At 59.1% G+C, this 14,030-nt stretch carries 10 protein-coding genes; 1 reads left to right on the plus strand and 9 read right to left on the minus strand.

Annotation, left to right across the window (positions count from 1 at the left end):
• Nucleotides 1-416: 416 nt before the first annotated feature.
• From aroF to E5J99_RS05100, 9 genes are all read right to left on the minus strand, one after another.
• Complete coding sequence (gene aroF, locus E5J99_RS05060) at nt 417-1,433, minus strand: 3-deoxy-7-phosphoheptulonate synthase (RefSeq protein WP_135496638.1); 1,017 nt, start codon at nt 1,431-1,433, stop codon at nt 417-419.
• Nucleotides 1,434-1,506: 73 nt separating this feature from the next.
• Nucleotides 1,507-2,289, minus strand: coding sequence for a tryptophan synthase subunit alpha (gene trpA, locus E5J99_RS05065; protein ID WP_135496639.1), 783 nt, complete (start codon nt 2,287-2,289; stop codon nt 1,507-1,509).
• A gap of 14 nt (nt 2,290-2,303) precedes the next feature.
• A complete protein-coding gene (gene trpB / locus E5J99_RS05070; RefSeq protein ID WP_135496640.1) occupies nt 2,304-3,524 on the minus strand; it encodes a tryptophan synthase subunit beta in 1,221 nt (406 codons plus the stop codon).
• Nucleotides 3,525-3,557: 33 nt separating this feature from the next.
• Nucleotides 3,558-4,259 carry a phosphoribosylanthranilate isomerase gene (locus tag E5J99_RS05075; RefSeq protein WP_135496641.1) on the minus strand — a complete coding sequence of 234 codons (702 nt, stop codon included), beginning with the start codon at nt 4,257-4,259 and terminating at the stop codon, nt 3,558-3,560.
• Nucleotides 4,260-4,270: 11 nt separating this feature from the next.
• Complete coding sequence (gene trpC, locus E5J99_RS05080; protein WP_135496642.1) at nt 4,271-5,104, minus strand: indole-3-glycerol phosphate synthase TrpC; 834 nt, start codon at nt 5,102-5,104, stop codon at nt 4,271-4,273.
• Nucleotides 5,105-5,296: 192 nt separating this feature from the next.
• Complete coding sequence (trpD, locus tag E5J99_RS05085; RefSeq protein WP_135496643.1) at nt 5,297-6,286, minus strand: anthranilate phosphoribosyltransferase; 990 nt, start codon at nt 6,284-6,286, stop codon at nt 5,297-5,299.
• Between the two features lie 117 nt (nt 6,287-6,403).
• Nucleotides 6,404-6,982 (minus strand): anthranilate synthase component II, encoded by a 579-nt coding sequence (locus E5J99_RS05090; protein ID WP_135496644.1) that lies wholly within the window; start codon nt 6,980-6,982, stop codon nt 6,404-6,406.
• 205 nt (nt 6,983-7,187) lie between these two features.
• On the minus strand, nt 7,188-8,627 hold the full coding sequence (locus E5J99_RS05095) for an anthranilate synthase component I family protein (protein WP_135496645.1): 1,440 nt from the start codon (nt 8,625-8,627) through the stop codon (nt 7,188-7,190).
• A gap of 386 nt (nt 8,628-9,013) precedes the next feature.
• A complete protein-coding gene (locus E5J99_RS05100) occupies nt 9,014-10,423 on the minus strand; it encodes an alpha/beta hydrolase-fold protein (protein WP_135496646.1) in 1,410 nt (469 codons plus the stop codon).
• A gap of 631 nt (nt 10,424-11,054) precedes the next feature.
• On the opposite strand from E5J99_RS05100, the gene E5J99_RS05105 reads away from it, so the two are divergent.
• Nucleotides 11,055-14,027 (plus strand): SusC/RagA family TonB-linked outer membrane protein, encoded by a 2,973-nt coding sequence (locus tag E5J99_RS05105; RefSeq protein WP_135496647.1) that lies wholly within the window; start codon nt 11,055-11,057, stop codon nt 14,025-14,027.
• The last annotated feature ends 3 nt before the right edge of the window (nt 14,028-14,030 follow it).

Raw genomic sequence — 14,030 nt, forward strand, 5'->3', positions numbered from 1 at the left:
CTTTGCGCAGGCCGACGCGCTGGTGGTGCGGGCCTACAACCAGCTGCGCCCGCATGGCAGCTGCGACTTTCTGACGCCGAACCAGGCCCACGAGCAGGAAGGGCCGCTGGTGCGGCGCTGGAAAAATCACTATCAGCCGGCCGCTATCCCGGCCCCCACTTGACACCTGACCCCAGCGGCGGAAGAAAAACCGCTGCCTATCTTGTCTGCCTGTAAAGTCCAATCCGGATTACCAACCCGGCCTGTAAAGCGCAGGCCGGATTACTCCCTCCACCTGTATAGCTATAGCCGGACGAGACAGAGCGAAGTCGAAGCATCTCTACCGCAATGGTACTTACTTGACAATGCAACGACGCAGTAGAGATGCTTCGACAAGCTCAGCATGACCGCCTTGTGTAGCCTATTCGGATAAGCACTTAGTATTCCAGCTCCTGCCGCAGGGCGTATACCTTGCGCAAGTTGTGGATCAGGCGGGCCGACTCGGTGAAATTCAGCGTCTGCTGCCCATCGGAGGCAGCTTCTTCGGGTTTCTCGTGCGCTTCGTAGATGATGCCGTCGGCTCCGGCCATTACGCCGGCCAGCGCCATGGGCATCACGTACTCCCGAATGCCGATGCCGTGCGACGGATCGACGACGACGGGCAGGTGGGTTTTTTCCTTCAGAATAGGTACTGCATTGAGGTCGAGCGTATTGCGGCTGGCCGTTTCGAAAGTCCTAATTCCTCTTTCGCAGAGAATCAGCTTCTCATTGCCCCCCGAAAACACATACTCTGCCGACGACAGCAGCTCCTCTATCGTGCCCGAAATGCCGCGCTTAATCATTACCGGCTTATCGACCCCGCCCAGCGCGTCGAGCAGGTTGAAGTTCTGGGTATTGCGGGCACCCACCTGAAATACGTCCACGTAGTCGTGCATTTCCTCCACCTGCGACACCTGCATTACCTCCGTCACGATCTTGATGCCGCGGGCGCGGGCCATCTGGTGAAACAGCTTCAGGCCATCCATTCCCAGCCCGCGAAACGAGTAGGGCGACGAGCGGGGTTTGAATACGCCCCCGCGCATCAGGCGCACGTCGTTATCGACGAGGTGCTGCATGATTTTTTCCATCTGCGCTTCGCTCTCAATGCTGCACGGGCCGGCGGAAATGCTCAACGAGCCTTCCCCGATGCGCACCCCGTCGCCGAGGTCGAGCACGGTAGGGCGCACGCGCCACTTGCGGCTCACCAGCTTGTACTCATCCGACACGCGGTGAATGTCCAGTATGCCCGGCAACTGGCCCAGCGTGCGCAGGTCCACATCGGCCTTGCCAGTGCCCACCAGGTAGTTGGCGCGTTGGGTATCCACTTCCGTCACTTTGAACTTGGCTTCCTGGACGTGGGCAATGATATCGGCTTTTTGCTCAGCCGAAATGTTCTTTTCGAGTTGAATAATCATGGTGTATTGTGTATTCGTAAGTATCAGCCGCAGCACTGCTTGGGCCGACAGGCGGGAGCCTAAGCGGAAATGACTAGTGGAGAATGGACGAAACGAACTGCTTGGCGGCGGCCGGCGCATCGGGCGCGTCTTCCAGCGCCCGAATAAAGGCCGAGCCGATAATGGCTCCGTTGGCGTAGTGCGAGGCGTGGTCAAACGAGGCTTTGTCACCGATGCCAAAGCCGATCAGGCGCGGGTTGCGCAGGTTCATACCGGCGATTCGCTCGAAGTATGCCTCCTGAGTGCCAGCGGCCTGCGTGTTGGCGCTGCCCGTTGTGCCGGGCCCCGATACCAGGTACAGGAAAGCATTGGTGAGCGTATCCATATGGCGAATTCGCTCGGGCGCGGTTTGGGGCGTAATCAGAAACACGGGCTGCAAGCCGTACTTCTCAAAAATAACCTGGTATTCATCCTCGTACTCCAGTAGCGGCAAGTCGGGCAAAATCACGCCATCGACTCCGGCGGCGGCGGCTTCGCGGCAGAAGTTCTCCATGCCGAACTGCATAATCGGGTTCAGGTAGCCCATCAGCAGCACCGGCGTGTCGGGCACCGTGGCCCTGATTTCCTTCAGCTGCTCAAACAGCACATACAGATTCATGCCGTTGGCCAGCGCCACCGAGCTGCTTTGCTGAATCACCGGTCCGTCGGCCAGCGGGTCCGAAAACGGCATCCCGATTTCAATTAGGTCGGCCCCAGCTTCGGTGAGGGCCTGCAACAAGGGCACGGTATCGTGCAGCTTGGGGTAGCCGGCAGTAAAATATATGTTGAGCAGGCGGTCCTGCTTCCGGTCGAAGGTCCGGCTAATGCGGTTTTCCATAGTCTGAGGGAGCATTACGCGTAGGAGTTCAGCGCTTCCGCGTATTTCATGTAGGTGTCCAGGTCTTTGTCGCCCCGACCGGAGAGGTTGATGACGACCACCTCCTCGGGTCCCGCGCCAAGCTGGCCCAGGGCCGCCAGCGCGTGGGCCGTTTCCAGGGCCGGAATAATACCTTCCAACCGGCTTAGCTCGGCTACCGCCCGCAGCGCGTCCTCGTCTTCTATACTAATAAAGCGTGCCCGGCCCGAAGAGCCCAAATGAGCGTGCAATGGCCCAATACCCGGGTAGTCGAGGCCCGCCGACAATGAATATGGCTCCGTAATTTGGCCATGCTCATCCTGCATCAGCAGCGTGCGGCTACCATGAATAACGCCGGGCGTGCCCAGCACGGAGGTGGCCGCTGAGTGGCCGGAGTTGATGCCTTTGCCCGCCGCCTCCACGGCTACCAGCTGCACCGAGGGCTCATCCAGAAAGTGGTAAAACGCGCCAGCCGCATTAGAGCCTCCGCCCACGCAGGCCACCACGTAGTCGGGCAGCTCGCGGCCGATTTTTTCCTGCAACTGCGTGCGCATCTCCTCACTTATAATCGATTGGAGGCGCGCCACCAGGTCGGGGTACGGGTGCGGCCCTACCACCGAGCCGATGATGTAATGCGTATCCACGGGGTTGCTGATCCAGTCGCGAATGGCCTCGTTGGTGGCATCTTTCAGCGTTTGGCTGCCACTAGTCACGGCTACTACTTTGGCACCCAGCAGGCGCATGCGCTCCACGTTGGGGCGCTGCCGCTCGGTGTCGGTTTTGCCCATGTATACGATGCACTCCATCCCCATCAGGGCGCACACGGTGGCCGTGGCCACGCCGTGCTGGCCCGCCCCGGTTTCGGCAATAATACGGGTTTTGCCCAGGCGCCGCGCCAGCAGAATCTGACCGACCGTGTTGTTTACCTTGTGGGCCCCGGTGTGGCAGAGGTCTTCACGCTTCAGAAAAATGCGCGTGCCATACTTCGCCGACAGCCGCTTGGCCTCGAAAAGCGGCGTCGGGCGGCCTACATAGTCGCGCAACAGCGCCTGCTGCTCGGCCTGAAACGCCGGATCGGCTAGAATCTGGATGTATTGGTCGCGCAGCTCTTCCACGTTGGGGTAGAGCATTTCCGGGATAAAGGCGCCGCCAAATTCACCGTAGTAGCCACGGGCGCTGGGCGCGTAGGCCGAAGGAGTGCTTGAAATAGTTGCCATGAGAGTAGTTTTCAGAAAAAACAAAAAAGGCGCTCAACTGGCTGGCTGTTGAGTTAAATCAGGGGTTTGCCGGCGCAGCTGGCGCACCATGGGCCGCAGCCGCTCCACCGATTTCACCGCCGCCGCCGTTTCGAAGCGGCTGTTCAAATCGACGCCGTACAGGCCGGGCAAGTCCAGCGCCAGCAGCGAGGCGGCGCTTTCCAGGTTGAGGCCGCCGGCCAGCAGGTAGGGCACGGGTAGGGAGTAGTCGCGCAGCAGCTCCCAGTCGAAAGTGGTGCCGTTGCCACCGGGCTGGGGACCCTTAGTATCAAACAAAAAGTAGGCGCAATAAGGCGCATAAGCCGACAGCTGCGCCAACGAAAACGTGCTACCAACGCCGAAAGCCTTGATAACGGGCACGCCCGCCGCCTGCACCGCCGCGCACTGCTCGGGCGTTTCGTGGCCGTGTAGCTGCGCCAGGCTCAGGCCGTAGCGGGCCACTTGCCGGGTTATGTAGTCCAGCGGCGCATCCACGAATACCCCCACCTTTTTCAGCTCCGGTGGCAGGCGTTGCAGCAGGGTTTCATCCAGCTCCTCCCCCACGAAGCGCGAGGAGCCGGCGTGAAAGATGAAGCCCATAAAATCCGGTTCGAGGCCCGCCACATCGGCAATGTTACCGGCATACTTCATCCCGCACACCTTGATGCGTAAGGAAGCAGCGGCCTGGGGCGGAGCGGCGGGAATATGGGGCAGCATAGCGGGCATGGCTAAATCAGCGTGATGGGTTCGGTGGCGTGCAGCTCCTGTACCAGTACCGAGCAGGCTTTTTCGGGCCGACCGTTGCGCATGAAGGCCTCCCCGATCAAGAAGCCCCGGTAGCCGGCATCGCGCAGCATGCCGATGCTCGCTGCAGAGTTCAGGCCACTTTCCGTCACTTTCACGAAGTCCGCCGGAATCTGGTCGACCAGGGTCAGGGATGTGTCGAGGCTCAGGCTGAAGTCGTGCAGGTTGCGGTTGTTCACGCCTACCAGGCTCACCGCGTCGGGGTGCAGCGTGCGGGCCAGCTCCTCGGCGTTGTGCACTTCCAGCAGCACTTCCATTCCCAGCGAGCGGGCCAGCTGGCCGAAGCGCAGCACTTCCTCGGCCGTCAGAATGGCGGCAATCAGCAGCACCACATCGGCCCCAATGCTCTTGGCTTCCAGAATCTGGTACTCATCTATTACGAAGTCTTTGCGCAGGATGGGGCAATAGTTGAAGCGCCGGGCAATGGTCAGGTCTTCGTTCTTACCGCCGAAGAACTCCGCGTCCGTCAGCACCGACAGGCCCGAGGCCCCGGCCTGCATGTAGCCCAGCGTGGTGCGCTCCACCGGCGCGTGCTGGTTGATCCAGCCCTTGGATGGCGACTTGCGCTTGAACTCGGCGATGATGCCGTTCAAATCGTCGCGCAGCAGATATTTGCGCAACGACAGCGGCTGGTTATGAAAATACAGGCTGCGCTCCAGCAGCTTGGCGGGCACCAGGCTCTGCCGCTCGGCTACCTCGCGGCGCTTGTGGGCCACAATTTTGTCGAGAATGGTACCGGTAGTAAGGGAAGTTGTCATAAGAAAGGGGCGGCGAAACTATGCGCCATGAAGGAATGAGGGAGGCAGTTGTTGAACCTCGTAATAGAGAAAAAAGATACCAGCTACAGTGTTTTAAGCAGATCGGCTCCCGAGACACAACAGGGCAGGGAGCAGCACAGGCCCATCAGAAGCAGCCGTTTGCTGTACTGTGGGAGCCCACGAAAAAGGATATCAGCGGGCCAGCAGCTTGCCAAAGGCCTGCCGCGCCCGGCCCGAATCTAGGGATTCGCGGGCCTGGCCCAGCGCTTCGGCAAACGACAGCTCCGGCACCACACACCGCAGCCCTAGCGCGGCATTGGCCGTCACCACGTCGCGCTGGGCCGGGGTAGCCTGGCCGTCGAGCACCCCCAGAAACAGGGCCGCCGACTCAGCTACAGTGGTGCCGCCCGCAAGCTGCTGGGGCGCATACGTGGTCAGGCCGATATCCTCGGCGCTGAAAAATTCCTCGCCCCGCGCCGACATTACCTTCGCCGCGCCGGTGAGCGAAAGCTCATCGTAGCCATCCAGGGCGTGCACCACGGCGTAGCGCGTGGTGGTTTGCTGAAACAAATAGTTGTAGAGCCGCAGCAGCTCCAGACTAAACACGCCCGCCAGCTGCGCCGCAGGTCGCGCGGGATTTACGAGCGGCCCCAGAATATTGAAGAACGTGCGCACGCCCAGCTCCCGGCGCACGGGGCCTGCGTGGCGCATGGCCGGGTGAAAGGCCGGCGCGTGCAGGAAGCAGATATTAGCCTCATCCAGCTGCCACCGCAGCGTATCGGAGGACGCCTCGAAGTCGTAGCCGAAGTGGGCCAGAATGTTGGACGAGCCGCAGATAGACGACACGCCAATGTTGCCGTGCTTGGCCACCTTATAGCCCGCGCCGGCCACTACAAAGCAAGCCAGCGTGGAGATATTAAACGTGTCTTTGCCGTCGCCACCGGTGCCCACAATGTCCAGCACGTCGTGGGTGCCCAGCTGCGGGTCGCGGCACAGGTCGAGCAGCGCGTCGCGGAAGCCGGCCAGCTCGGGTACCGTAATGGGCCGCATACGGTACACGGTCATGAAGGCGGCCGTTTCGGCGGGGTTGACCGCGCCCTGCCCCAACTGCGACAAGGCTTCGTGCGCTTCGTCCCGGGTTAGGGTTTGCTGCTCGAAAAGGGTGGTGAGAAACTTTTTCAACGGGATAAATTGGGAAATAAGTCGTTGTAATTGCCCTCCTCAGATGCTGTTGCATATCACGCAAGCGGGAGACGCGGGACCATCCTTTTTGCAGAAGGGCGGGGAAGTATTATTCTGCTACTGGTCGCCTTCCAGCCAGTTTTTCAGCATCTGATGGCCGTGCTCCGTCAGGATGGACTCGGGGTGAAACTGCACGCCGCGCACGTCGTATGTTCGGTGGCGTAGGGCCAGAATCTGGCCGTTGGCGTCGCGGGCAGTTACTTCCAGCTCGGCCGGGAAGCTTTCCGGCGTCACCACCCAGGAGTGGTAGCGACCCACTTTGAACCGCGTCGGCAGCCCTTGAAACAGCCGTTCGTCGGTGGCCACGAGTTCGGCGTCGGTAGCAATGCCGTGCAGCACGGCGGGCAGATTATACAGCTCGCCACCGAAGGCTTCGGCAATGCCCTGGTGGCCCAGGCACACGCCTAGCATACGCTTGGTAGGCGCGTAGCGGCGAATCACCTCGGGCATCAGTCCCGCTTCCGAAGGCACGCCGGGCCCCGGCGACAGCATAATAGCATCGTACTGCTCGATGTCGTCCAAGTCAATTTTGTCGTTGCGGACCACCGTAGTCGTTGCCCCGTAGCCTAGCTCGCGCAACAGCTGCACGAGGTTATAGGTGAAAGAGTCGTAATTATCGAGAACTAGAATTTTCATGGCGTTTATCTTTTGTTGTATCGGGTACTCGTCATGCTGAGCCTATCGAAGCATCGCGCGTGCTGATGTTGTTGAGAAAAGAGCGTCATGTCGAACAGAGTGAGGTATCTCGCGAGCTGTCGTTGCAATGCCATTGATTAGCGGTGCACGCGAGAGTCCTCGGCTGCGCTCGGAATGACGGTCTACTACACGACGTTCTTTATTTCTAAACCGTCACTGTCAGCTTCTCTCCCACTAGCTCGGCAGCTTCCAGCGCTTTGCGCAGCGCGGCCAGCTTATGATGCACCTCATTCAGCTCCGAGTTGATATCGGAAGCAGCCACCACGCCAGCTCCGGCCTGATAGTAGAGCTGATTGCCGGTGCTCAGAAACGAGCGAATCATGATGGCGTGGTTGAAGTCGCCGTTGAAGCCCAGGTGGCCCAGGCAGCCGCCGTAGTAGCCTCGGCCGGTGGGCTCCAGCTCGTCGATGAGCTGCATGGCACGGTGCTTGGGTGCCCCCGACAGCGTGCCGGCCGGGAACGTATCGGCCACCACCTGCAGCGAAGCGGCTTCGGGGGCCAGCGTTGCATTTACCTCACTCACCAAGTGAATGACGTGGGAATAGAACTGAATTTCACGGAAGGTCTTGACGCGCACGTTGTCGCCGTGGCGGGCCAGGTCGTTGCGGGCCAAGTCGACCAGCATTACGTGCTCGGCGTTTTCCTTGGGGTCGGCAGCCAGTTGCTGAGCCAGCTCGGCATCCTGGGCATCGTGGCCGGTGCGGCGGAAGGTGCCGGCAATAGGAAACAGGCTGGCCTCGCGACCTTTGATCAGCAGCTGTGTTTCGGGCGAGGAACCAAATATTTTGAAGGTGCCGTAGTCGAAATAGAACAGGTAAGGCGACGGATTGACTGAGCGCAGGGCCCGGTACACGTTGAACTCGTCGCCGACAAACCCCTGCTGAAAGCGGCGCGACAGCACAATCTGGAAAACGTCGCCGCGGCGGCAGTGCTGCTGTCCGGCGGCCAGCGCGCTCAGGAATTCGGCGTCGGTCTGGTTGGTTTGCTCCTCGCCTACCGCCGCGAAGCCAAACTCAGGCAAGCTCGGGTTCCGGATCAGGTTGACCAGCCGCGTGAGGCCGTCGTGGTCGGTGGGCTCGTCGGTGGGCGTGTGCTCAAACACAAACAGCTCGTTGCGGAAGTGGTTGATGGCAATGACGTAGCGGTAGGTGCCGTACATAATATCCGGAATCTGACCCGCTGCTACTTTATCAGCATTCAGCGTGAGGTCCTCAAAATACTGCACGCCCTCGTAGCCGATGTACCCGAACAAGCCGCCGGTAATAAAGTCAAACTCCGATTTCTCCGTCCGAAAGCTGTCGGCAAACTCCTGTAGGCGCGTCAGGGCCAGGCGGGGCACCGCCGGGGTTTCGGTGGTTACGGTACCGTCTACCTGGGTTTGGCGCAGCTCGCCCCGGCTCACCTCGAAGCGGGCCAGCGGCTCAAAAGCCAGGTAGCTGAAGGCGTTCTGCTGGCCGTGGTAGTCGGAGCTTTCCAGCAGCAGGCAGTTGGTATACTGGTCGCGCAGGCGCAGGTAGAGTCCCACAGGCGTCACGGTATCGGCGAGCAGACGAACGTGGCGGGTTTTGAGGTGAACTTGTTTCATCAGCGTTGCCCGCAGGCAGCGGGCGGCAGGTTAGAAGGAAGGAGGAGAATAGGAGCGCCTAACGCGGCCGGAAATAAAAAAAGCCTGGCTGGTGGCCGGGCTCTCCTTTATGTGTTGAATGCGAGGTTCTGAATAAACAATGACCTTACCGCACGCACAGGCTTTCCCGTCCGGAGTTTCGGAGAGACCACCACCATGCTTGCTGCGTTACCTGAAGAGTCATTGAGAGTTGTTTATGCTGTTTTATTGTGCGGCGCTAACGCTGCAAATATAGACGGCGTTTTTAGGTTCGCCAACACCTTTTTGCTTTTTCTGCTGAAGAATCCGCAAGCCGGGCACGATCCGGGCACGGATTCCGCAGGCAAACCAGTGGCTTCTTGCGAAGTCTACTCCTTGATAAGCGTTTGGCTGCCCGCGAGCTTACCCGCCGTCAGGCGCATGAAATAAGCGCCCTTGGGCAAGGTGCTCACATCCACGGCCTGGCCAGTGCGCACCTTGCTTTTCAGCACGAGGCGGCCCGTCGAGTCCAGCACTTCCAGCCGGGCTTCTTTCACGCTCTCGGGCAGCTGCACGGTCACGGCATCTTTGGCCGGCACCGGATAAGCGCTGAAGGCCAGGGCCAGCTGCGAGTTCTTCGTAGCCGTGGGCGTAGCGGCCATCAGCCACCGGTAAGCAGCCCCAAACTCCCGCTTCCAGAACGATTCGCTGTGCTGACCATCGGCAATCGAATTGAAGCTCAGGTTCGTGGCCGGCACACCGCCGGTTTGCAGAGCGTCGCGCATGCGCTGCATCAGCGGCACCATGGTTTGGCTTTCCTGCGTACCGCTCACGAAGTAAAAGCGTGTGTTGGGATTAGCCGGATGCTCTTGCACGTACTGAAACAGCGGTTGCTCGGCAAACCAGAAAGCGGGCGAAAACACCCCCACCTTGCTATACACATTCGGATACTTCAGAGCCGCGTACACCGAAATCAGGCCGCCCATGCTGGAGCCAGCAATGCTGGTGTACTCGCGGCCCGTGAGGGTGCGGTAGTTGGTATCGATATAAGGCTTCAGCGTCTGGGCCAAAAAGTCGACGTACTGGTCGCCCTGGCCGCCGCCGTACTGCGGGTTGTTCCAGGGAGAATACTCGTTCAGGCGCTGGGCCCCGTCGTTGTCGACGGCCACCACGATGCAGCCCGTGGGGTCGAGGCCCTGCTGCTGCAGCTGGCTCAAGGTTTCATCGACGCCCCACTCGCCCGAAAAGCTGGTGCATTTATCAAATACGTTCTGCCCGTCGTGCATATACAGCACGGGGTAGCGCTTGGTGCTGGTAGCATAGTCGGCGGGCAGATAGAGCCACACGCGCCGCGTGCGGTTGAGCTGCGGAATCGGGAAGGCAGTGCTCATCACCCGCACGCTGGCCAAGGCCGACGACTGGCAGCTGCCCCCGCCCCCGGCCAGGTCCTCCCAGTTCAGCACTGTGTGCGTCACCGTGGCCGGCGCGGTGCCGAAGGTGTAGCTGCGGTTGGGTACCGAGCCATTGGTGGCGCTGGTTTCTACCGCGCTCCAGGCACCACGCGTAAATTTATACTCAATCGTGCCGGTGGTCTGGGGCAGGGTTATCTGGTAGGTGCCGTCGGCATTTTTGGTGAGCGTGTGCGCCGCGCTGCCCGGGTTCCAGTTATTGAAAGTCCCCGCCATGTACAGCGTAGCAGTAGCTGGCGTATTGGCCGGTACGCTGGTCAGTTTGAAGGTCACCTGGGCCTGAGCCGCAGCCGCGACCAGCAGCAGAAGGAAAGCGAAGCAGTGTTTCATACTCCAAAGTACTGGAATAAACGCTTCAAACCGGGTATTCAGGCGGGTACGACGGGCTTTTTTTACTGTAAGGTGCTAACGCCCTTATCAGTAGAACAAACTTTTATCCGGCAGAAACTTTCGCACGGCGGAATTGCATTCACCCCTTAGTCATTCCTTTTGCTTACATGCAGCCAGCCTGCCAGCCGCAACGAGTGGGTGAGGATTATTACGGCATATGAAAAATTCAAGATGAGTGACTTAATACTAAGCAGTAGGCACTGAGTAGTAGGTGACTGCGCACTCACTTTTCACTGTGTTTTTTTACTCTGCCCTCAAAATGAATTACCCCGATTTTTCGTAGCTTCTGGCCCGACAACTTCTTGCAAAGATGGATTTTGTGAACCAAGCGGCGGCTGGCCTGAAAATAGGCCAAAAACTATTTACTGCGGGATTCTACTCCGCCTTGTATTTGTGGTTTTCAAAACTTTATCTTGCGTAGTTTATTAACAAAAACGGCGATGTTGCGCAGGGGTGAAAGTAGACTAAATCGGGTTCAACTGGTTCCGACTTTGGTTTGCTTATCGTTGCGCGGCGGCCTCCCATCCCTGGCCTAGCCAGACACCAAATTCCCTCTCCTAACCCATTTTCAATGAAACACACTTACCTAGCGAAACTACTGTTTCTGCTACTGTTCGTCTGCACCGGATTTACTGGTGCATTCGCCCAAACCGGAGCCGTGAGTGGCCGAGTGCTGGACGAAAAGAGCCAAGGGGTACCGGGTGCGACCGTGCTGATTGAAGGCACTTCGCTGGGTAGCTCGACCAATGCCGATGGCACGTACCTGATTCAGAACGTGCCGGCTGGCTCGCAGACGCTGGTTAGCTCGTTCGTGGGCTACAACGCCAAGCGCCAGATCGTCACTATCACCGCCGGGCAGACGACTTCCCTGGGCGACATCTCGCTGGCCGAAAACACGACTCTGCTCAGCGAGGCCGTAGTAGTAGGTTACGGCACGCAGCGCCGGCAGGACATCACGGGCTCCATTGCCACGGTATCGGAAAAGCAGTTTGTGCAAGGCCAGGTAACCAACCCCGAGCAGCTCATTCAGGGCAAAGTAGCCGGGGTGCAGATTACGTCGGGCGGTGGTGCGCCGGGGGCTTCCTCCCAGATCCGCATCCGGGGCGGCTCTTCGCTAAACGCCAACAACGACCCGCTGATCGTAATTGACGGCGTACCAGTCGATAACTCCGAAAACAAAGGTGTTTCTAACCCACTCACGCTGGTAAACCCCAACGACATCGAAACCTTCACTGTGCTGAAGGATGCCTCGGCTACCGCCATCTACGGTTCGCGCGCTTCGAACGGCGTTATTCTGATTACAACCAAAAAGGGCCTGTCGGGTGAGAAACTCCGGGTAACGGTGAACTCCCAGGCCTCTATTTCGGAGAAGACCAAGACCATCAAGGTACTTTCGGCCGATGAGTTCCGTGACCTGGTGAACACTCGGGGCACAGAGTCGCAGCAGAATCTGCTCGGCACGGGCAACACCAACTGGCAGGAAGAAATCTTCCGCAAGGCGTCTACCTTCGACAACAACGTGAGCCTGATCGGCTCAGTAGGGACGCTGCCATTCCGCGCCTCGCTGGGCAACACCAAGCAGCAGGGCATTCTGATGACCAACAAGCTGGAGCGGAACACGGCTTCGCTGAGCCTCACGCCCAGCCTGCTCGACAACCACCTGCGGATCGACATCAATGCCAAAGGCAGCTGGGTCGATAACAACTTCGCCTCGGCCGATGCTATCGGCAACGCGGCTCGCTTCGACCCAACCCAGAACATCTTCAGCGGCGACGACACCCGTTTCGGCGGCTACTACGAATGGCTGAACGGCGACAACACGCTGAACACCAACGCAACGCGCAACCCCGTGGCGTTCCTGAACCAGAAACGTGACCGGAGCACCGCCAAGCGTGGCATCGGTAACATTCAGTTCGACTACAAATTCCACTTCCTGCCCGAGCTGCGGGCCAACCTGAACCTGGGCTACGACATGCTGCGCAGCAACGGTACGACCTTCGTACCCGCTATTGCCGCCCAGAACTTCTCCGACAAAGGGGCCAACAACTTCTTCGAGCAGAAGAAGGACAACAAGCTCCTCGACTTCTACCTGGAGTATGCCAAGCAGATTGCCGACCACCGCTTCACCATCCTGGGCGGCTATTCGTACCAGGACTTCATTCGCGACCAGCCGCTTGACTCCTACCAGGCTTCGGCTGATGGCACCAACATCAGGCCCGCGTTCCGGTTTAAGACCCAGAACACACTGGTATCGTTCTTTGCCCGTACTACCTACAACTTCAAAGACCGCTATTCGCTGACGGCAACAGGTCGTAATGATGGCTCCTCGCGCTTCCCGACAGGCAATAAGTTCGGCTTTTTCCCCTCTATCGGTACCGCCTGGCGCCTGAAGGAAGAGAGCTTCCTGAAAGATGTTACGGTTCTCTCCGAGCTGAAGCTGCGTTTGGGCGCCGGCATCACGGGTCAGCAGGACATCGAAGGGGCCGCCGGCAACTATCCTTTCCTGGCCCGCTACACTTTGGGCGAAGAATCTGCCTCGTACCAGTTCGGCGACCAGTTCATCCAGACGCTGCGTTCGGAAGGCTACAACACGGCGTTGAAGTGGGAAGAAACCACGACCTATAACGCGGGTCTGGACTACGGCTTCCTTGATGGCCGCATTAGCGGTGCCGTCGATGTGTACCTGCGTCAGACGAATGATCTGCTGGCCAAAGTTGCTCCCGCTGGCCTGACCAACCTGACCAACGAGATTATCACCAACATCGGTAGCCTGGAAAACCGGGGTGTCGAGTTCTCGCTGAACACGAATCCCGTTCGGAACAACGATATCAACTGGAACCTGAACTTCAACGTGGCCTACAACGAAAACAAGATCACCGACCTTGGTGCCACCTTGCCGACGTTCACGGGCTACGCGGTAGGCGGTATCAGCGGTGGGGTTGGCAGCAACATCCAGGTTAACTCGGTAGGCTTCCCTGCCAACTCCTTCTTCGTGCAGAAGCAGGTATATGATTCGAACGGCCGGCCAATTGAAGGTCTGTATACCGACGTAAACAACAGCGGCACCAGCAACATCGATGACCGCTACCGCTACAAGTCGGCGGCTCCGACCACGACGCTGGGCCTGAGCTCCAACGCCTCGTACCGCAAGCTCGACCTGGCGTTCAGCATGCGTGCCAACCTGGGCAACTACGTCTACAACAACGTGAATTCGCAGGCGGCCGCTCTGGCCAGCCTTTCGACCAACGGCTTCCTGCAGAACGTGACGCCGAACATCTACGACACCAATTTCCAGGGCTTCCAGTACTTCTCCGACTACTACGTCGAGAATGCTTCGTTCCTGCGGATGGACAACGTGACGCTGGGCTACAACCTGCGCACGTTTGCCGAAAACAAATCGAACATCCGGGTAACGTTGGCGGTTCAGAATGTGTTCGTTGTAACGAAGTACACGGGTCTTGATCCGGAGATTTCGAACGGCATCGACAACAACTTCTACCCACGACCGCGCACGGTGACGCTGGGGCTAAATCTAGGTTTCTAAATC

It is taken from the genome of Hymenobacter elongatus (assembly GCF_004745955.1).
GTDB lineage: Bacteria > Bacteroidota > Bacteroidia > Cytophagales > Hymenobacteraceae > Hymenobacter > Hymenobacter elongatus.

What these genes read in the sequence shown, in the direction of transcription:
- E5J99_RS05100 (WP_135496646.1), bottom strand. Translation starts at nt 10,423, where the DNA reads ATGAAACACTGCTTCGCTTTCCTTCTGCTGCTGGTCGCGGCTGCGGCT.
- trpA (WP_135496639.1), bottom strand. Translation starts at nt 2,289, where the DNA reads ATGGAAAACCGCATTAGCCGGACCTTCGACCGGAAGCAGGACCGCCTG.
- trpC (WP_135496642.1), bottom strand. Translation starts at nt 5,104, where the DNA reads ATGACAACTTCCCTTACTACCGGTACCATTCTCGACAAAATTGTGGCC.
- trpB (WP_135496640.1), bottom strand. Translation starts at nt 3,524, where the DNA reads ATGGCAACTATTTCAAGCACTCCTTCGGCCTACGCGCCCAGCGCCCGT.
- E5J99_RS05075 (WP_135496641.1), bottom strand. Translation starts at nt 4,259, where the DNA reads ATGCTGCCCCATATTCCCGCCGCTCCGCCCCAGGCCGCTGCTTCCTTA.
- E5J99_RS05095 (WP_135496645.1), bottom strand. Translation starts at nt 8,627, where the DNA reads ATGAAACAAGTTCACCTCAAAACCCGCCACGTTCGTCTGCTCGCCGAT.
- E5J99_RS05105 (WP_135496647.1), top strand. Translation starts at nt 11,055, where the DNA reads ATGAAACACACTTACCTAGCGAAACTACTGTTTCTGCTACTGTTCGTC.
- E5J99_RS05090 (WP_135496644.1), bottom strand. Translation starts at nt 6,982, where the DNA reads ATGAAAATTCTAGTTCTCGATAATTACGACTCTTTCACCTATAACCTC.
- aroF (WP_135496638.1), bottom strand. Translation starts at nt 1,433, where the DNA reads ATGATTATTCAACTCGAAAAGAACATTTCGGCTGAGCAAAAAGCCGAT.